Annotated in this window: 18 protein-coding genes; 6 read left to right on the forward strand and 12 right to left on the reverse strand. The window is 63.3% G+C overall.

Translation table 11 applies throughout. From position 1 onward, the window contains the following. Window positions 1-65 precede the first annotated feature (65 nt). Complete coding sequence (locus tag H2O75_RS06195) at window positions 66-1,199, reverse strand: zinc-binding dehydrogenase (RefSeq protein ID WP_259365198.1); 1,134 nt, start codon at window positions 1,197-1,199, stop codon at window positions 66-68. A gap of 170 nt (window positions 1,200-1,369) precedes the next feature. On the opposite strand from H2O75_RS06195, the gene H2O75_RS06200 reads away from it, so the two are divergent. Beyond that, the gene (locus tag H2O75_RS06200) at window positions 1,370-2,080 is read left to right on the forward strand and encodes a sulfite exporter TauE/SafE family protein (RefSeq protein WP_204736256.1); all 711 of its coding nucleotides are present in this window, start codon (window positions 1,370-1,372) and stop codon (window positions 2,078-2,080) included. Window positions 2,081-2,151: 71 nt separating this feature from the next. On the opposite strand, the gene H2O75_RS06205 is transcribed toward H2O75_RS06200, so the two are convergent. The 5 genes from H2O75_RS06205 to iolC all read right to left on the reverse strand — a co-directional run bounded on the left by H2O75_RS06205 (window position 2,152) and on the right by iolC (window position 8,450). Beyond that, window positions 2,152-3,648 carry a CoA-acylating methylmalonate-semialdehyde dehydrogenase gene (locus H2O75_RS06205; protein WP_182169704.1) on the reverse strand — a complete coding sequence of 499 codons (1,497 nt, stop codon included), beginning with the start codon at window positions 3,646-3,648 and terminating at the stop codon, window positions 2,152-2,154. Window positions 3,649-3,826: 178 nt separating this feature from the next. Further along, complete coding sequence (gene iolD, locus H2O75_RS06210) at window positions 3,827-5,719, reverse strand: 3D-(3,5/4)-trihydroxycyclohexane-1,2-dione acylhydrolase (decyclizing) (RefSeq protein ID WP_182169707.1); 1,893 nt, start codon at window positions 5,717-5,719, stop codon at window positions 3,827-3,829. Next, window positions 5,720-6,613, reverse strand: coding sequence for a 5-deoxy-glucuronate isomerase (gene iolB / locus H2O75_RS06215; protein ID WP_182169710.1), 894 nt, complete (start codon window positions 6,611-6,613; stop codon window positions 5,720-5,722). Continuing rightward, window positions 6,610-7,476 (reverse strand): Cgl0159 family (beta/alpha)8-fold protein, encoded by an 867-nt coding sequence (locus H2O75_RS06220; protein ID WP_182169713.1) that lies wholly within the window; start codon window positions 7,474-7,476, stop codon window positions 6,610-6,612. Before H2O75_RS06220 ends, iolB begins: the two co-directional genes overlap by 4 nt. Next, complete coding sequence (gene iolC, locus H2O75_RS06225; RefSeq protein WP_259365201.1) at window positions 7,473-8,450, reverse strand: 5-dehydro-2-deoxygluconokinase; 978 nt, start codon at window positions 8,448-8,450, stop codon at window positions 7,473-7,475. Before iolC ends, H2O75_RS06220 begins: the two co-directional genes overlap by 4 nt. A gap of 187 nt (window positions 8,451-8,637) precedes the next feature. Here iolC and H2O75_RS06230 point away from each other — a divergent pair, with 187 nt between their 5' ends. From H2O75_RS06230 to H2O75_RS06250, 5 genes are all read left to right on the forward strand, one after another. Further along, complete coding sequence (locus H2O75_RS06230; protein ID WP_182169719.1) at window positions 8,638-9,396, forward strand: GntR family transcriptional regulator; 759 nt, start codon at window positions 8,638-8,640, stop codon at window positions 9,394-9,396. Window positions 9,397-9,535: 139 nt separating this feature from the next. Then, a complete protein-coding gene (locus H2O75_RS06235) occupies window positions 9,536-10,615 on the forward strand; it encodes a transaldolase family protein (protein ID WP_182169722.1) in 1,080 nt (359 codons plus the stop codon). Window positions 10,616-10,646: 31 nt separating this feature from the next. Further along, window positions 10,647-11,633: an inositol 2-dehydrogenase gene (gene iolG, locus H2O75_RS06240; RefSeq protein WP_182169725.1), complete on the forward strand. Its 987-nt coding sequence runs from the start codon at window positions 10,647-10,649 to the stop codon at window positions 11,631-11,633. A gap of 28 nt (window positions 11,634-11,661) precedes the next feature. After that, a complete protein-coding gene (locus H2O75_RS06245) occupies window positions 11,662-12,522 on the forward strand; it encodes a sugar phosphate isomerase/epimerase family protein (protein ID WP_182169728.1) in 861 nt (286 codons plus the stop codon). Window positions 12,523-12,710: 188 nt separating this feature from the next. Beyond that, window positions 12,711-13,553 (forward strand): class II fructose-bisphosphate aldolase, encoded by an 843-nt coding sequence (locus H2O75_RS06250; RefSeq protein ID WP_182169731.1) that lies wholly within the window; start codon window positions 12,711-12,713, stop codon window positions 13,551-13,553. A gap of 37 nt (window positions 13,554-13,590) precedes the next feature. On the opposite strand, the gene H2O75_RS06255 is transcribed toward H2O75_RS06250, so the two are convergent. The 6 genes from H2O75_RS06255 to infC are packed head-to-tail and all read right to left on the reverse strand — an operon-like array spanning window position 13,591 to window position 17,683. Further along, window positions 13,591-14,679 (reverse strand): NADH:flavin oxidoreductase/NADH oxidase, encoded by a 1,089-nt coding sequence (locus H2O75_RS06255; protein ID WP_182169734.1) that lies wholly within the window; start codon window positions 14,677-14,679, stop codon window positions 13,591-13,593. Window positions 14,680-14,691: 12 nt separating this feature from the next. Next, on the reverse strand, window positions 14,692-15,504 hold the full coding sequence (locus H2O75_RS06260; protein ID WP_182169737.1) for an SGNH/GDSL hydrolase family protein: 813 nt from the start codon (window positions 15,502-15,504) through the stop codon (window positions 14,692-14,694). Window positions 15,505-15,540: 36 nt separating this feature from the next. Beyond that, a complete protein-coding gene (locus H2O75_RS06265) occupies window positions 15,541-16,332 on the reverse strand; it encodes a TrmH family RNA methyltransferase (protein WP_182169740.1) in 792 nt (263 codons plus the stop codon). A 58-nt stretch (window positions 16,333-16,390) separates the two neighbouring features. Beyond that, window positions 16,391-16,780 carry a 50S ribosomal protein L20 gene (gene rplT, locus H2O75_RS06270; protein ID WP_182169743.1) on the reverse strand — a complete coding sequence of 130 codons (390 nt, stop codon included), beginning with the start codon at window positions 16,778-16,780 and terminating at the stop codon, window positions 16,391-16,393. 22 nt (window positions 16,781-16,802) lie between these two features. Further along, a complete protein-coding gene (rpmI, locus tag H2O75_RS06275) occupies window positions 16,803-16,997 on the reverse strand; it encodes a 50S ribosomal protein L35 (protein WP_182169746.1) in 195 nt (64 codons plus the stop codon). Window positions 16,998-17,047: 50 nt separating this feature from the next. Then, window positions 17,048-17,683: a translation initiation factor IF-3 gene (infC, locus tag H2O75_RS06280; RefSeq protein ID WP_259365202.1), complete on the reverse strand. Its 636-nt coding sequence runs from the start codon at window positions 17,681-17,683 to the stop codon at window positions 17,048-17,050. Window positions 17,684-17,767 lie beyond the last annotated feature (84 nt).

Genomic DNA, 17,767 nt, shown 5'->3' on the forward strand with positions numbered 1-17,767 from the left:
CACACGCAAGGGGCGAGATGATCTCGCCCCTTTTCTGTGCCCGCCCATACCCAGAGTCGGTCCGCTCAGAGGGTCATGTCGACCACCGCGCGCCCGCGGATCTTGCCCTGGGCCAGCAGGTCGTAGCCTTCACCCACGTTGTCGAGTGAGTAGTGCGCCGAGACGATCTCCTTATAGTTGACGATGTTGGCGGCGGCGAGTTCGACCACTGCCGGCAGATCGTGGCGGGTACGGGCACCATAGGAGCCGATGATCGACTGAGACCGGCGCACGGTCCGATTGATCTCGACAGAGGCCGATTGCACGCCGGCACCAAGGCCGATCGGGATCATGCGTCCGCCGTCTTTCAAGGCGGCAAGTGCAGAATCCCATGTCTCCGGCCGTCCGAGAGCCTCAAAGGCAACGTCCACGCCGCGGCCCCCGGTGATGGCGAAGACCGCTTCGCGCACGTCCTCCACTGCGGAGTTGATCGTATGCGTGGCGCCGAGATGACGGGCGGCCTCGAGCTTCTCGTCCGTCACATCGATGGCGATCACGTGCTTCGCACCGAATGCTCTGGAGATTTGAATGATGTTCGATCCGACGCCGCCGGTCGCGACGACTGCGACGCTCTCGCCGTGGTGCACGTCAGCGCCGCGACGAACTGCGCCATATGCCGTGAGCACCGCACATCCGATGATGGCGCCTGCAATCGGGTCGACACTGTCGGGAAGCGGCGCAACTGAGGTCGTCGGGATGACGCAGTACTCGGCGAGAGCTCCCATGGAATACTGGGCAATCTCTTCGCCGTCGAGACCGAAGAGTCTGGTTTGACCGTCGTAGAGCTGTCCCTTGAGACGGTTGAGATCGAAGAAGGGGCCGCAGAGATCGTCTCGCCCTTCGGCACAGGCGGGGCACTTGCCGCACGGCATGAGGAAGGCCCCCGCCACCATGTCGCCGACCTTGAGCGTCGAGTGTTCGTTGCCAGGCCCGATCTCGACGATCTCGCCGCTCACCTCATGGCCGAGAACTGCAGGCAGCGGAAAGGCGATCTTGCCGTGGATGACATGCAGGTCGGAGTGGCACATGCCGCAGGCGCGTACCTTGACGAGGACCTCGCCAGCGCGCGGCCGGGGTGTGCGAATCTCCTCAACCTGGAGCCCTTTTTCGACATCGCGAAGGACCGATGCTTTCATTGTCAGTGGGATTTGGATCGACATGTTTCCTCCATTGGAATACGGGGTAAGCGCACTGCCGCACCCTCAACCCCAGTCTATGTAACTTTGTTCAAACAAAACTAGGCCTTTGTGCTTACAAATATAGGTTCTTTCAACAAGGAGATGGAATCCTGGTACTCCCCGATCTCGCGCCACTCGCGTGGGCAGCCGTCGTGTCCGCAGCCCTCTTCGTCGGCATCGGCAAGACTGCGCTCCCCGGTATCGTCACCGTCTCCGTGGCACTCTTCGCGGCCGTCCTGCCCGCCCGGGAGTCGACTGCCGCGCTTCTCATACTCCTCATGACAGGGGATCTGGTCGCCGTGACCATCTACGCCAAGAGCGCGGACTGGACGATCCTGCGAAAGCTCGTCCCTTCCGTCATGGTCGGTGTGGCGATCGGCGCATGGTTCCTCTTCGTCGTCAACGACGAGGTGATGCGGCGTTCAATCGGCATCATTCTCCTGCTCCTCACTGCCATCACCCTGTTCCTCATGCGGAACAATACGGGCGAGGCCCTCCACGGCTTCTTCGCACGTCGCTCGACTCGGAGCCTGTACGGCTCGCTCGGCGGCTTCACAACCATGGCGGCCAACTCCGGCGGGCCCGTCATGAACCTGTACTTCATCGCCTCCGGTTACGAGATGAAGAGGTTTCTCGGCACTCAGGCCTGGTTCTTCTTCATCGTCAACGTCTTCAAGGTGCCCTTCTCCGCCAGTATCGGACTCATGACCCCTGATGTGCTCTCGCTCGCATTCACCTTGATCCCGCTCGTCCTCGTCGGCACCATCATCGGACGCCTCATCGTCGGGCACATCAATCAGAAGCTGTTCAATCTCATCATCATCGGGCTGACCGTCGTGTCCGCCGTCTACCTGCTCCTCTGAAGCGGCGATCGGACATGAGTGAGCGGCAGGATGCCTAGGCTTCCTGCCGCTCACTGTTCAGTCTTGTGGCTCTACTCTTCGCGGGCGAAAGACATGGTCGCTTCGTAAGCGCCCGATTCGGAGGGCCAGCGCGTGGTGATGGCCTTGGCGCGGGTGTAGAAGTTCACGCCTTCGGGGCCGTGGATGTGGTGATCGCCGAGAAGCGATTCCTTCCATCCTCCGAACGAGTAGTAGGCGACGGGCGTGGGGATCGGGACGTTGATACCGACCATGCCTGCCTCCACCTCCATCTTGAACTTCCGCGCCATGCCACCATCGTTGGTGAAGATCGCGGCGCCGTTGCCGAACTCGGAGGAGTTGACGATCGCGATCGCCTCCTCGTACGAGTCGGCATCGACGACGGTGAGGACGGGTCCGAAGACCTCTTCCTTGTACAGATCGGAATCCGTGGAGGCATGGGTGACGATGGTGGGGCCGATGAAGTGGCCCTTCTCGTGGCCGTCGACGACGAGGCCGCGACCATCGAGGAGAACCGTTGCGCCTTGAGCCTCAGCATCGTCGACGAGGCCGACGATGCGATCCTTCGCCTTCGCAGAGATGACGGGGCCCATCTGAACGCCCTCGTCCATGCCGTTGCCGACCTTGATCTTCTCGGCATTCTGCTTGACGAGTGCCGCCAGCTTGTCGCCGATTCCGCCGACTGCCACGACGACCGGCAGCGCCATGCAGCGTTCACCTGCGGCGCCGAAGGCAGCTGCGGAGATGTGCTTGGCAGCGAACTCGAGATCCGCATCGGGCAGCACGATGGCATGGTTGTTCGCCCCGCCAAGAGCCTGGACGCGCTTGCCGTGGGTGGCGCCGGTGTCTTGGACGATATGGGCGACCGGGGTCGAGCCCACGAAGGAGATGGCGTTGATGCCGGGATGCTCCAGCATCCTGGTCACGGAATGACGGTTGCCGGAGAGCACGTTGAACACGCCGTCGGGCAGGCCTGCCTCCTTGTAGAGACGCGCGATGATGAGCGATGCGGTGGGCGTCGGGCTTGCCGGCTTGAGGATGAAGGTGTTCCCCGTCGCGATCGCGATGGGATGCATCCACATCGGCACCATGACGGGGAAGTTGAAGGGGCAGATGCCGGCAACGACGCCGACTGGCTGGCGGATGGAGTGGACGTCGACGCCAGTCGACACATCGAAGGAGTACTCGCCCTTGAGGGCGGCGTTGATGCCGCAGGCGAAGTCGAGCGTCTCACGGCCGCGCTGGATCTCGCCCAGAGCGTCCGAATAGTCCTTGCCGTGCTCGGCGACGATCGCCTTCGCGATCTCGTCCTGATTGGCGAGGACCAGCTCCCGCATCTTGAACAGGATGGCGGTCCGCTTGGCGAGAGACACCTTGCCCCAGGACTTCTGCGCTTCGGTGGCTACGGCGACCACGTGGTCAAGGTCTGCAGCGGAAGCTTCGAGAAGCTCCCCCTCGATCTCGCCGGTAGCGGGGTTCTCTACCTCGATGGTGCCTTCGGGCTCGCCTGTGTAAAGCTCGCCATTTACCCAATGCTGAATCGTTTTCACTGTGAACTCCTCGTTGCGTTCAGGCCGTCAGTGTGCGGCTGTTCATGACTCCATCCTACAGGACCAAAGTCATTTGTTCTAACAAAGTGCACATTTGACTGGTGGTGATTTCACACATGAAAAGTCGGGAGGTACGGAAAAGCGGGCGGAGTATTCCGCCCGCCTCCCCGACATGCTCTCAGAAGTAGTGCCTCTGGGGTGCCTTGTTCGCGATGTGCTCCTCGTAGGCGCGCTGCGTCGACTCGATCCGAGAAACTTCGGACACCGGCACATCCCACCAGGACGACGACGGCGGATTGGGGCCGTACAGGTCCGTCTCGATGTAGATGAGGGTGGCCCGTGTCGCGGCTTCTGCCACCCGGTAGGCCTCCTTGAACTCTGCGATCGTCGAGACCTTGAGGACGTCGACGCCCCACGATTCCGCATTCTTCGCAAGATCGACGGGAATGAGCTCCCCGTCGGTCACGTGCGGGTTCCCCCCTCCCATCCGGTAACGGGTACCGAACCGCTGCGAGCCGCGGGACTCGGAGAGCCCTCCGATCGAGGCGAACCCATGGTTCTGGAGGAGCACGAAGATCACCTTGAGCCCTTCCTGGACGATGGTTGCCAGCTCCATCGGCAGCATCTGGTAGGTGCCGTCACCCACGATCGCGACCACCTCGGAATCCGGCAGCGCCATCTTCACGCCCATGGCCGCCGGTATCTCGTACCCCATCGTCGAGAAGGCGTACTCGACGTGATACTGGACCGGGGTCTTCGCCCGCCATAGCGCCTGGAGGTCACCCGGCATGGATCCTGCCGCGTTGATGAGGACGTCATCATCCCCCATCATCTCGTTCAGCGCGCCGAAGACTTCTGTCTGGGCGGGGAGAGGTGCGTTGCCCACGTGATAACACTCATCGATCGCCCTCTCCCAGGCGGCCTTTTCGCTGGCGATCCGGGCGGCGTACTCGTCGGAGACACGGTAGTCCGCGAGCGCCTCGGTGAGATCGACGAGTGCCTCGCGTGCGTCTGCCACGAGCATTTCAGCACCGTTCTTCACGGCATCGAAAGGCTTCGTGTTGACGTTGATGAACGTGACGTCCGGGTTCTTGAACTGGGTGCGCGATGCGGTCGTGAAGTCCGAGTACCGCGTTCCGATGCCGATGATGAGATCTGCCTCGTCGGCCAGGTGGTTTGCGGCATCGCCGCCCGTGGAGCCGACGCCGCCGACAGACTGGGGGCTGTCGTGGTTGATGGCGCCCTTGCCTGCCTGGGTGTCGGCGACGGGGATTCCGGTAGCTGCCGCGAAGGCTCGGAGCTCTTCCGAGGCTTCGGAGTAGATCACTCCGCCGCCCGCGATGACGAGGGGTCGCTTCGATGCCAAGATGAGATCGACAGCCCGCTTGAGGGCCGCCTTCTCGAGCGGGTCGCGGCGGACGTGCCAGATGCGCTTCTCGAAGGCTTGGACGGGGAAGTCGTAGGCCTCTGCCTGCACGTCCTGCGGCATCGCGATCGTCACGGCACCAGTATCGGCGGGGTCGATCAGGGCTCTCATGGCCTGCATGAGGGAGGGCAGGAGCTGCTCGGGCCTGTTGATGCGGTCGAAGAAGACCGAGACGGGGCGGAAGGCGTCGTTGACGGAGGTGTCGAGCGTCTGCGCGTTCTCGATCTGCTGGAGCACGGGGTCGGGTGTGCGGGTGGCGAACTGGTCCGACGGCAGGAGGAGCACGGGGACGCGGTTGGTCGTCGCGACTGCTGCGCCGGTGACCATGTTGAGTGCGCCCGGGCCGATGGAGGACGTGCACACCATGGTCTGGAGGCGGTTCTTCGCCTTGGCGAAAGCTGCCGCGGCGTTGACCTGGCCCTGTTCGTTTCTCGGCATGTAGTAGGGCATGGAGCCGCCATCCGGTTCCGGATCGAGCTCGTTCTGGAGGAGGGCCTGCCCGATGCCGGCCACGTTGCCGTGGCCGAAGATGCCGAAGGTGCCGGCGAAGAAGCGCTGCTCCACGCCGTCTCGCTCGACGTATTGGTTGACGAGGAAGCGGATCGTTGCCTGCGCGACGGTCAGCCGTACTGTCTCGACGGTCATTTAGTTCTCCTCATTGAGTGGTGTGAATGGGACGCGGGGATCGATGTCGTCCCCTTCCCAGGCTTGTCGCTGCCACGTGTGGCAGGGGTCGTCTGTCATGAGCCAGGTCGAGTCCTCGGACGGCCCGCCCATGACGTTGAGGTAGTACATGTCGTGGCCCGGGGCCGCGACGGATGGTCCGTGGTATCCCCAGGGGACGATGACGGTGTCGCCGCTGCGCACCTCGGAGCACACGTCGATCTCTTTCCCGGGAGAGGAGTAGACGCGCTGCAGGCCGAAGCCTTCAGTGCCGCGTTCTGGCCCACCATCGCGAATCTCGAAGTAGTAGATCTCTTCCAGGACTCGTTCGTCATCCGAGTGCACGTCGTGCTTGTGGGGAGGATACGAGGACCAGTTGCCGCCCGGAGTGAGCACCTCGCAGACGAGCAGGTGCGATGTCTCGACGTCGTTTCCGAGGGCATAGTTGTTGACCTGTCGGGTCATGATGCCGGAGCCTCGGATGCCGGTCTTGACATCGGTGCGAGGACAGTAGCGGACGGGGAGGTCCTTCGATGCTGTCGTCGCGGGCAGGGCGAATCGGCCTCCGCGCGTGGCGGTGATCGTCATGGTCTTGCCGCGCGGGACGAACAGATAATCCGTGATGTTCGTGAAGACGGAGTCGCGTCCCTCCAGCTCGTATGTCGAACCGTCGACGGTCACGGTCGCGGCGCCCGAGAGCGGCAGGACGAGGAGCTCGGCCCGGTCCGTGTCGACTTCGCGGCTCTCCCCCGCCTCGAGGGCAAGGATTCGGAGGGAGCAGAACTCCCAGCCCGCACGTTCGGTGGTGATAACCGTGTCGAAGGGCCCGTCAGCGGTCTCTCCCGCCCGGATTACGTAGGTGTCATTGTCATTCATAGCAGCTCCACAGCTTGATCAACGGCCCGCTCGACATCACCGTCGGGCGGGTACAGCAAGGATCGGCCGACGACGAGGCCGAGAACATTGGGGAGGGCGAGTGCATGCGACCAGCCCTCGAACATGGCGTCCGGATCTTCGGACACTTCGCCGCCGAGGATGAGGGCCGGTAGTGTCGTCGCCGCCATGACCCTCTCCATGTCCGCCACACAGGGTAGCTTGAGCCACGTGTAGGCGGAGGTTCGTCCCAGGCCGGCGGCGATGGCGATAGACGTGATGACAGCATCAGTCGAGAGATCGTTGACGATGCGCTTCCCCTCCCAGCGGGAGATGAAGGGCTCGATCATGATGCGCTTGCCGGCGTCTGCCAGAGCATCGACAGCCTGGGACGTCGACTCGAGAGTGTCGGCCGTCGCGTCGTCATCGAAGTTGATCCTCGTCAGGGTCTTGCCGCCATCGAGATGGGAACGGATGATCCCCTCCGCGTCGTAGCACGTGAACCTGTCGTCCATCTCGAATCGTGCGCCCTTGAGGCCCCCTCGATTCATCGAACCGTAGACATTCTTCCCCTCGAGAGCGCCGAGAAGGACGAGATCTTCGATCATGTCCGCAGTTCCGAGGAAACCCGTCACTCCCGGACGCGCCAAGGCGGCCTGGCATCGCGCGAGCAGCTCCCCACGGTTCCCCATCGCCCGCGGGTCCTCTCCTGCGCCGAGTGCGCCGCGTGCGGGATGATCGCAGGCGATGATCATGGACTTCCGACCATCCAGCGGGCCGGGCCCCGGGGTGCGCGATTCGAGGGCGGTCTGGATAGCAGTGGGCTCGTACGCTCTGATACGAGTCAGATCGGCCATCTCGATCATGTCCGCGGCCTGACGACGGGAGCGGACCGAGGGTGCTGTGCCATGAGGGCGAACACTTCGTCCTCGCGCGGCATTGCCGCGGAACATTCCAGCCGGGAGACGACGATGGAACCGGCAGTCGAGGCGAACTGGATAGCCCTCGGGATATCCCACTGCTCGATGAGGGCATGGGCGAGTGCTCCAGCGAAGGCGTCCCCCGCCCCCAAACCGTTCAGCGTCTTGACCTCGGTGACGGGGACTTCGATCCGTTCGTCGGCTGTTTTCGCGAGAGTGCCTTTCGGGCCCTGCTTGACGATGGCGATCTCGACGCCGCGTTCGAGCAGAGCATCCGCGGCGCGATCGGGATCGTCTTCGCCGACGGCGACCCAGCATTCCTCACGATTGCCGACCGCCACGTTGACACGGTCGAGGATGGAGGAGATCTCACGGGAGGCGACTGCGGAGCTCTCCCAGAACATGGGCCGATAGTCGAGGTCGGCGATCGTCCATCCCTTCTTGTTCCGCACGGACAGCGCGTGGCGATGGGCGGACCTCGAGGGCTCCTGGGACAGTCCCGTGCCGGACAGGAGGAAGACGTGCGCGTCCCGCACCGCATCGCCCGGAATGTCGGAGGGGCGAAGCTGGAGGTCCGGGGCGGACGGCTCACGATAGAAGTAGAGAGGGAAATGATCGGGCGGGAAGATCTCGCAGAAGGTGACCGGAGTGTTGAAGTCCCGGTTGACGACGACGTAGTCGTCACGGACGCCGAGGCTGCGCATCTCGTTGCGCACGAAGCGCCCGAACGGATCGTCCCCGACGCCGGTGATGGCGGCGGCCGTGTGTCCGAGACGGGCTGCCGCGACGGCGATGTTGGTCGGTGAACCGCCGAGGAACTTCCCGAAGGTGGAGACCTCCTCGAGGCCGATACCGACCTGCAGCGGGTAGATGTCGACGCCGGATCGCCCGATCGTCAGAACGTCGATATGTGCCGACACGGCGACTCCTTTCCGCAACGTCGAGGGAGGTACCCCACTATCATCATCCACTTGTTAGCGGTAGTCAACACAATGTCCTAACATACAGAGCAATCACGTCCGCCAAGGAGCATGCTAAAAGTGCTTTACAAACGGAAAATCTGCGTGCTTAATGTTAACTACCAACGACGTAAAGAAGACGAGCGCCATGACCGACACATCTCTCGATATCCCCTATATTGCCGACATTACGCTCGATAGGACCTCGACTACTCCGCTCTACCAGCAGATATCGGAGCCGCTGACAAAGCTCATCATGTCCGGCGCCGTCGAGCCGGGGCGCCTCATCGAGGACGAGGTCTCTCTCGCGCAGCGCCTGCAGGTTTCGCGCCCGACGACGCGGCGTGCTCTCCAGGAGCTCGTCAACGGCGGGCTCCTCGTGCGGCGCCGCGGCGTGGGCACGCGCGTCACCCCCACCCACGTTCACCGCCAGATCGGCCTCACCTCGCTCAACGACGACCTCGAGGCGGCCGGCTTCGAGACGCGTACCGAGGTGGTGTACTACCAGGTTCAGCTTGCGGACGAGGACCAGGCCGCCAAGCTCGCCTGCAAGGTCGGGGACGAGATCGTCACGATCGAGCGCCTGCGGTGGATCAACGACACTCCGCTCGGCATCATGCACAACACGATTCCATCCCACATTGCGCCCTCCCTGACAGAGCTTTCGCAGAAGGGCCTCTACCGCTGCCTCGCCGAGCGCGACGTCAAGATGGCGACGGGCGTGCAGACGATCGGGGCCCGTGTCGCGAACGAACGCGAGGCGAAGCTTCTCGGCATCGAGGTCGGATCCGCCCTCATGACAATCGAACGCACCGCTTACGGGGTCTCCGGCGAGGTGGTCGAGTTCGGCAAGCATCTTTACGATGCCACGCAGTACAACGTGACAATTCCTCTCGTCGCAGACTAGGTCGAATGCGGACAACACACGCATATTTGTCCGCACATATGATTGACATTGTTCTCACATTGTCAGTAATCTTGGAAGTGCGAACCACGGGCCCCCAACGGCGGCGGCCGGCAAGAGTGGATTACTTCAGGAGCATGACATGAGCGAAATTCAGTACACTGACGGGCCTCTGCTGGAGGCCTCCAAGGCATTCGACACGGTGCTGTGGAATGACTCATCGGATCTCGATGAGCTCAAGCAATCCATCTCGTTCGGCGGCGTCGGCGCAACCTGCAACCCGGCGATCGCATACGCCACGCTGAGCAAGCACCCCGAGATCTGGACGCCGAGGATTCGTGCGATCGCGGACAGCAATCCGACGTGGAGCGAGTCAGAGATCGGATGGCAGGCAGTCAAGGACATGTCGGTCGAAGCGGCCGCCCTCCTCAAGCCTGCTTTCGACGCGAGCAACGGCCGCAATGGTCGACTGTCAGTCCAGACGGATCCCCGCCTGGCCCGCAGCGCGAAGGCTCTCGCTGACCAGGCCGAAGAGTTCCATCACCTGGCCGAGAACATCGTCGTCAAGATTCCCGCGACGAAGACCGGCATCGAAGCCATCGAGGATGCGACGACACGCGGCGTCTCCATCAACGTCACCGTCTCCTTCTCGGTCCCGCAGGCGCTCGAGGCGGCCGCCGCGATCGAGCGCGGACTGGATGCTCGCCGCGCCGCCGGGCACGACGTGTCCCGCATGGGACCGGTCGTCACGATCATGGTGGGCCGCCTCGATGACTGGATGAAGGCCGTCGTCGCCCGCGACAACCTCTTCATCGACCACTCCGCCCTCGAATGGGCGGGCATCGCGGCCGTCAAGAAGGCCTACGGCATCTTCCAGGAGCGCGGATACACCTCCCGCCTGCTCGTCGCCGCATTCCGCAACCCGTTCCACTGGACTGAGTTCCAGGGCGGCGATCTCGTCGTCTCCCCGCCGTTCGTGTGGCAGGAGAACGTCAACAACTCCGACTATGTGGTCGAGGAGCGGATGTCCCGCCCCGTCTCCGAGTACTACATCGAGCAGCTCCGCCGCATCCCTGACTTCAACCGCGCCTACGACGAGGACGGGATGACCGTCGAAGAATTCGAATCGTTCGGCCCCGCCGCGAAGACGCTCCGACAGTTCCTCGCAGCCGACAACGATCTTGACGTGCTCGTCCGCAACATCATCCTCCCCGCACCGTAAACCCATCCACCCTGAAGAGAATCGAACTACCGTGATCAAAATTGGCATTATCGGAGCTGGTCGCATCGCGCAGGTCCACGCCCGTTCTGTCTCAGCCCACCCCGATGCCACTCTCGTTGTCATCTCCGACCCGATCGAGCAGGCAGCCGCATCCCTGGCCGCCCGCTATGGTGCGCGCTTCACCGTCAGCGCCGACGATGTCCTCTCGGACCCCGAGGTGGATGCGGTCATCATCTGCTCCCCCACGCCCTTCCATCCCGAGCAGATTCTCGCCGCAGTGAAGGCCGGCAAGCCGGTGCTGTGCGAGAAGCCTGTCGCCATGGACATCGAGACCGTCGACCAGCTCGAGAAGGACCTCGAGGGACTGAACCCCGTCGTCATGATCGGCTTCAACAGGCGCTTCGATCCGTCGTTCCAGAAGATTCACGAACTGGCTGCGAACGGAACCGTCGGCAAGGTCGAGCAGGTCACCATTATCTCGCGCGACCCGGCCGCTCCCCCCGTGGAGTACATCGCCTCCTCGGGCGGCATCTTCAAGGATATGACGATCCACGACTTCGACACGGCCCGCTACTTCCTCGGCGATGTCGTGTCCGTTGTCGCCATCGGTCAGAACCTTGATCCGGCGCTCAAGGACTCGGGCGATTTCGATGGCGCGATCGTCACCCTCGCCAATGCCGAGGGCGCAACGGCGACGATCACGAACTCCCGCCACTGCGCGTCCGGCTACGACCAGCGCCTCGAGGTGTTCGGTGACCGTGCAACCGTCAACGCCGACAATGTCAGGCCGACAACGGTCCGCGTATCGACAAGCGACCTGACGGATGCTCAGGATCCCTACCTCGACTTCTTCCTCGCGCGCTACGAGCAGGCCTACACGAACGAGCTCAGCGAGTTCCTGTCCGCTATCGCTGAGGGCCGCGAGCCCTCCCCCACGATCGAGGACGGTCGCAAGGCCCTCATCATCGCCGAGGCGGCCGAGAAGTCGGCACGCACGGGCACCATCATCACCCTCTGACTTGGCAGCGTTGCCGAAAGGATTGACTATGAAGATCGCCGGAGCCCCCATCAGCTGGGGCGTATGTGAAGTACCGAACTGGGGATACCAGATGGCGCCGGAGCGCGTCTTGGCCGAAATGGAGGAGATCGGCCTGACAGCGACCGAGTTCGGCCCCCAGGGCTGGCTGCCCGTCGAAGCAGAGGCACGCGCAGCGGTTGTCGCCGAGTACGGCCTCCAGCCCGTCGGTTCGTTCTTCCTCGCCGTCATGCACGATCCCGACATCGACCCCATTCCGGCCGTCAACGTCGAACTCGATGCGTTCGAGGTTGCTGGCGGCAAGTACCTCGTGCTCGCTGCCGACTCCGGCCAGGAGGGCTACGATGATCGTCCCGTCCTCGACGACGAAGGGTGGCAGACGCTCTTCGCCAACATGGATCGCATTTCCGAAGCGTGTGCCGCCCGCGGCATCGAGGCCTGCATCCACCCCCACTGGGGCACGATGGTGCAGAACATCGACGAGGTCGAGCGTGTGCTCGACAACTCGAGCGTCGGACTATGTCTCGACACGGGTCACCTGGCGTGCGGTGGAGCCGACGTTGTCGAGCTCACGAAGAAGTACGCCGACCGTGTCTCGATCGTTCATGCGAAAGACCTGCACAAGGACATGACAGACAAGCTCCTCACCGGCGAAATGGTATGGGGTGAGGGCATCAAGGCTGGCATGTTCGCCCCCGTCGGTCAAGGCGATATCGACTTCCCGACGATCGTTGCCACCCTCAAGGACGCAGGCTTCGACGGCTACTACGTCCTCGAGCAGGACATCATGCTCGATGAGGAGCCGGCTGCCGGTGCCGGTCCCATCGAGAACGCACGGGCAGCCTTCAACGCATTGAAGGCACTCGCGTAGGACAGACCGGGGCGGGGCCCTTGGCATACTGCGACCGGACTGCGTGTCTCGGTTCGAGTATGTCAGGGGCCTCGCCTCATGTCTGAGACAGATCAACAGTCCCACATCGCCGCCGGCCGGCGGCGGTAGTGTCGATCTAAGCGGGCCGACGAGGGTCCGCTCGAACGGCCACACGTCAAGGACATATCATGCTTATCAGCCTCCACGATGCTCTCGCCTACGCGGAAGAGAAGAACTGTGCGATTGCGGCGGTCAACACGCCGACCTTCGAAATGCTGCTCGCGGCGATCCGCACTGCCGAACGCCATCGCGTCCCCCTCATCCTCCAGCACGCGGAGGTTCACGAGCCCATCAACACGATCGAGAACATCGGCCCTGCCATGGTGGAACTCGCTCGACGCTCGGAGGTGCCTCTCGTCGTCCACGTCGACCACGGCGAGTCCTTCGACTACGTGAAACGCGGATTCGACGTCGGCTTCAACTCGGCCATGATCGACGCCTCGGTGCTCCCGTACGAGGAGAACCTTGCGGTGACACGAGAGGTTGTCGCTCTTGCGAACGAGTACGGCTACGGGGTCGAGGCCGAGCTGGGCGTCATGCCGGGCCGCGAGGACGGCCGCACAGAGGCAAGCGCGCAGGCACTCTACACGGATCCCGATCGTGCCGAATCTTTCGTGCGCGATTCCGGCGTGACAGCGCTCGCCTGCTCGTTCGGGACGGTGCACGGCCTGTATAGGGCGGAACCGCACCTCAACTACGATCTCATCGACACGCTGCGCTCCCGTACCGGCGTGCCGATCGTCATGCACGGCGGGTCCGGTCTCAGCGCATCCGAATATCGCGACTGCATTCGCAGGGGCGTCCGAAAGATCAACTATTACACGTACGCCGACAAGGCCGCCTTCGAGGCAGCGCAGCAGCATGTGGCCGAGAACCCCGACACCTTCACGTTCTCGCCCCTCACCGTGGCTGCCGCTGCGGCCGTGGAGGAGAACCTCGACGAGCTCGTGCGCGTCCTGTACGGACTGTAGCCTGCGCCGGGCCGTCGAGGCCGATCTCGGCGGTGGGTCAGTACCGGGTGAGCTGGCGATGGTAGGGCTGCGCCATCGCCGGTTCTTCCCGAAGCCGTGTCCGCCACGCCTGGAGCAGGTAGGGGTCGGAGAGCAGGCTGCGTCCGAGGAGGACGACATCGGCGCTTTCGCGAACGATCTGTTCGGCCTGCACCGCCTCGGTGATGAGACCGACGGTTCCCGTCGGCACACCGGTCTGTGCAAGGTCCCGGGCGAAGCGAACCTGATATCCGGGCCCTGCAGGGATCCGCACATCGGGAACATTGCCGCCTGAGGACACGTCGACGAAGTCGAGACCCAGATCCTTCGCCTCCCGGACGAAGGATACGGTGTCTGCCACCGTCCACCCCGCCCTGTCGTCGACGAACTCGCACCAGTCGGTTGCCGAGACTCGGATCGCAAGGGCCCCGGGGGTCTCTTTCCGCATTGCTTCCAGCACCGCGAGCGGGAAAGCGGCCCTCGAGTCCCCGCCCCACCGATCGGTGCGAGTGTTCGACAGGGGCGAGAGGAACTGGTGGATGAGGTAGCCGTGGGCTCCATGCAGCTCGATGATCTCGAAACCGGCCTCGACGGCTCGTCTCGTGGCCTGGGCGAAGGATTCGATGAGAGCAGTGATCTCCCCATCGGACAGTTCGCGCGGCTCCATATACATGTCCGAGAACCCGATCGCGGACGGGGCAACCGGTTCCCATCCGATCTCCGACGATGACGGGTAGACGAGCCGCGCCTCATCCCACGGACGGGGCCCGGATGCCTTGCGCCCAGCATGTCCGAGCTGGATCCCAGGAACGGCGCCCGTTGAACGGATGAGTTTCGCGAGACGAGCGAAAGAAGGAATGCTGTCGTCCGAATGCAGGGAGAGATCGAAGGGCGAGATGCGACCCTCGGGAGTCACCGCCGTGGCTTCGACGATCACGGCACCGACGCCGCCCCATCCGCGCGATGCGTAGTGGACATCGTGCCAATCGGTAGGCCTCCCCATCTCCTCCCCCGCAGGCGCGGCCGAGTATTGGCACATGGGAGACATCCAGGCACGGTTACGCGCAGTCACGGATCCGATGGTGATGGGGGAGAACAGTGAAGACAACAGGTTTCCTTTCTAAGCCCAGGGCTGGTAGGCGGCTACGTCAGCCACGTCGACAGTGGGCGCGTTCAAATCCGGCGCGATGGCGTCCACCCACATCTGGGCCCAATGCTGATAGGCATGAGTATTGGGGTGGAAGAAGTCTGTGGCATGGAAGCCGAAGAGGTAGGTGGGCAGCGGCAGGCCGGCAGTGAACTCCTCGAGCGGGATGATATGGTGCCCGTCCCGCTCTCCATAGCTGTGGATCATCTCGGAGATCTCCCGCGCCCGGCGGCCGCTCGGGGTGGGCCCGAAGCTCGGCACGTCGGCCAGGTATGTTCCGTCCGGCAGGGATGCGGTCAGTGACTGGACCAGGTCAGACATCGACATCACGTCCATCCCATACCCCACGTCATTGCCACCGATGTCACACGTGACGATATCGGGAACGATTCCCTCCTGGCACTCCAGGCCCTGCACGGCCATGAGCTGGTGGGTGAGCACGGACGGGATAACGGCGCCGGACACGGAGAGGTTGATAAGGGCAACCTCCCGCCCAGTCATGTCGCCCAGCGCTGCAGCCAGACGCGGCACGTACCCGTCGATGACGGAACTCGCGCCGAGACCCTGCGCCGCCGAATCGCCGAGCGCGATATAGATGAGTGGGTCAGGTATCCCTGCGTCACGATTGCGGGCAAGCTTCTCCACAACGGCAAGATTGCGATACTCCCAATACCTCGCGTAGGGGCGTCGCTGGTGTGCAACGCGACGGGCGCGCCGTACGAGAACCTGGGAGCCCGCGAACACCGCGCCCACACCCCATGCCGCTGCTGTCGATCGTGAAACCACCGCTCTCCTCTCGCTCACGTCAAGAGTAGTCGAGGTCTAGGACTGGCGGGCAAAGACGCTCGCGTAGAGGCATACCGCTGCCGCGGTGGCAACGTTCAATGACTCTGCCTGACCCGGAATCGGAATCGCGACAGTCGTATCGGCGCGCCCGAGAATGTCCGAGCCGAGACCGCGGGCCTCGTTGCCGAGGATCCACAGGGTCGGACGAGCCAGGTCGAGTCCCGGCCCGCCGAGAGTCACCTCGCCGTGCCCGTCCGTCGCGAGAACCTGGAAGCCCTCGCGCGAGGCACGGGCGATAACCGAACGGGGATCGAGGCCGCCCGCAACGGGAAGATGGTAGGTCGAGCCGGCCGCTGAGCGGATCACTTTCGGGGAGTTCACATCGACGGATCCGGACGTGAAGAGGACACCGCCGGCGCCGACCGCATCGGCCGTGCGGATGAGAGTCCCGGCGTTGCCCGGGTCCTGCATCTCAACACCGAGCACGACGAGCTCAGTATCCGCGAAGACCTCGTCGAGGCTGGGCGTGGGGGCCGTGTTGAGGACGACGAGCACACCCTGGCAATCCGAGGAGACCTGGTGGAGGACCGGGCCGGGGACGACATGTGTCCAATGGTTCGCCGTCAACGCCTCAATGTCGGGATAACGGTCGAGAACGTCCTCCGTCACATAGATATCGCGGACACGATCTTTCGCCCAGGTGAGGGCTTCTCGGACAGCCTGCGGGCCCTCGGCGATCTCCTGGGAATAGGTGGAGCGGCTCTTGGCCGTGTACAGGCCTTGGACCTTTTGGAGTTGACCCGTCAACGAGTCGTGGTATTTACGCATGGTGTCCTTCGAGTAGACGAAAACGGGGCCGGCATGTGCCGGCCCCGCCTCAACAGATTCAGGCTGCTTCGCCCTTGGGGGCGTTGACATCTTCGGGGAGTGCCGCGCGAGCGGTCTCCACGAGTGCCTTGAACGCTGCGGGTTCGTTGACCGCGAGCTCTGCGAGCATGCGGCGGTCGACCTCAACCTCGGCGAGCTTCAGGCCCTGCATGAAACGGTTGTACGTCATGCCTTCGGCGCGGGCTGCCGCGTTGATGCGGGAGATCCACAGCTTGCGGAACTCGTTCTTACGGACCTTGCGGTCGCGGTAGTTGTACGTGAACGAGTGGGTGACCTGTTCCTTCGCCTTGCGGTAAAGGCGCGAGCGCTGGCCGCGGTAGCCGCTGGCCTGCTCGAGTACGGTACGACGCTTCTTGGCGGCGTTTACTGCGCGCTTGACACGTGCCATGATCTAGTTCTCCTTTTCAGCCTTAGCGGCCGAGCATCTTCTTAACGTTCTTGGCATCTGCCGGGCTGAGGACCTGGTCGTTCGACAGGCGGCGGGTACGGCGGGAGGGCTTGTGCTCGAGCAGGTGGCGCTTGCCAGCCCTCTCGCGCATGACCTTGCCGGAACCGGTAACGCGGAAGCGCTTCTTGGCACCAGAGTGCGTCTTCATTTTAGGCATGGGTATTTTCCTCTTTCGTCAGCCACGGGTGTCCCCGTGGTCAGGGAGTGTTAGTCGGCCTTGTCGGCCCGGCGCGCTTCGCGCTCTGCCTCGCGGCGGCGACGCTGGTCGGATTTCGCTTCGGACTTCTTCTTGAGCGGGGCGATCACCATCACCATGTTCCTGCCATCCTGGCGGGGGTGGGATTCGATGGTGCCGAGCTCGGCGAGGTCGTCGGCCATCCTCTGAAGCAGCTTGACTCCCATTTCCGGGCGGGACTGCTCGCGTCCACGGAACTGGATCATCACCTTGACTTTGTCGCCACCATTGAGGAAACGCTCTGCGTGACCCTTCTTGGTTTCGTAGTCGTGGGTGTCGATCTTGAGGCGAAGTCTGATCTCCTTGAGCTGCGTATTGACCTGGTTACGACGAGCATCGCGGGCCTTCATCGCGGCCTCATACTTGTACTTGCCGTAATCCATGAGCTTGCAGACAGGCGGCTCAGAGTTCGGTGCAACCTCGACAAGATCAAGATTGGCTTCCTGTGCAAGGCGTAGTGCGTCTTCAACGCGGACTACACCAACCTGCTCGCCGGCGGGGCCGACAAGACGTACCTTGGGCACCCGGATCCGCTCGTTGACTCTTGGTTCGTTAATAATTGCTCCTCTGTCGTCTCGACGTGTACGCGCACGGAGCAGAGGTATCACGGGACATGACTGTCCCCGCGACTCTCATAACCCGGTGCCGTAGGCACCCAGGTGGGATCTCTCCGCTTGCGTCCCGGTCCGTTG

Source organism: Flaviflexus equikiangi (genome assembly GCF_014069875.1).
In the GTDB taxonomy this organism is placed as follows: Bacteria; Actinomycetota; Actinomycetes; order Actinomycetales; family Actinomycetaceae; genus Flaviflexus; species Flaviflexus equikiangi.

Excerpts from the sequence above, each read along its gene's own strand:
- H2O75_RS06195 (WP_259365198.1), bottom strand. The coding sequence starts at position 1,199 with ATGTCGATCCAAATCCCACTGACAATGAAAGCATCGGTCCTTCGCGAT.
- iolD (WP_182169707.1), bottom strand. The coding sequence starts at position 5,719 with ATGACCGTCGAGACAGTACGGCTGACCGTCGCGCAGGCAACGATCCGC.
- iolB (WP_182169710.1), bottom strand. The coding sequence starts at position 6,613 with ATGAATGACAATGACACCTACGTAATCCGGGCGGGAGAGACCGCTGAC.
- H2O75_RS06220 (WP_182169713.1), bottom strand. The coding sequence starts at position 7,476 with ATGATCGAGATGGCCGATCTGACTCGTATCAGAGCGTACGAGCCCACT.
- H2O75_RS06230 (WP_182169719.1), top strand. The coding sequence starts at position 8,638 with ATGACCGACACATCTCTCGATATCCCCTATATTGCCGACATTACGCTC.
- H2O75_RS06235 (WP_182169722.1), top strand. The coding sequence starts at position 9,536 with ATGAGCGAAATTCAGTACACTGACGGGCCTCTGCTGGAGGCCTCCAAG.
- H2O75_RS06245 (WP_182169728.1), top strand. The coding sequence starts at position 11,662 with ATGAAGATCGCCGGAGCCCCCATCAGCTGGGGCGTATGTGAAGTACCG.
- H2O75_RS06250 (WP_182169731.1), top strand. The coding sequence starts at position 12,711 with ATGCTTATCAGCCTCCACGATGCTCTCGCCTACGCGGAAGAGAAGAAC.
- H2O75_RS06265 (WP_182169740.1), bottom strand. The coding sequence starts at position 16,332 with ATGCGTAAATACCACGACTCGTTGACGGGTCAACTCCAAAAGGTCCAA.
- rplT (WP_182169743.1), bottom strand. The coding sequence starts at position 16,780 with ATGGCACGTGTCAAGCGCGCAGTAAACGCCGCCAAGAAGCGTCGTACC.
- rpmI (WP_182169746.1), bottom strand. The coding sequence starts at position 16,997 with ATGCCTAAAATGAAGACGCACTCTGGTGCCAAGAAGCGCTTCCGCGTT.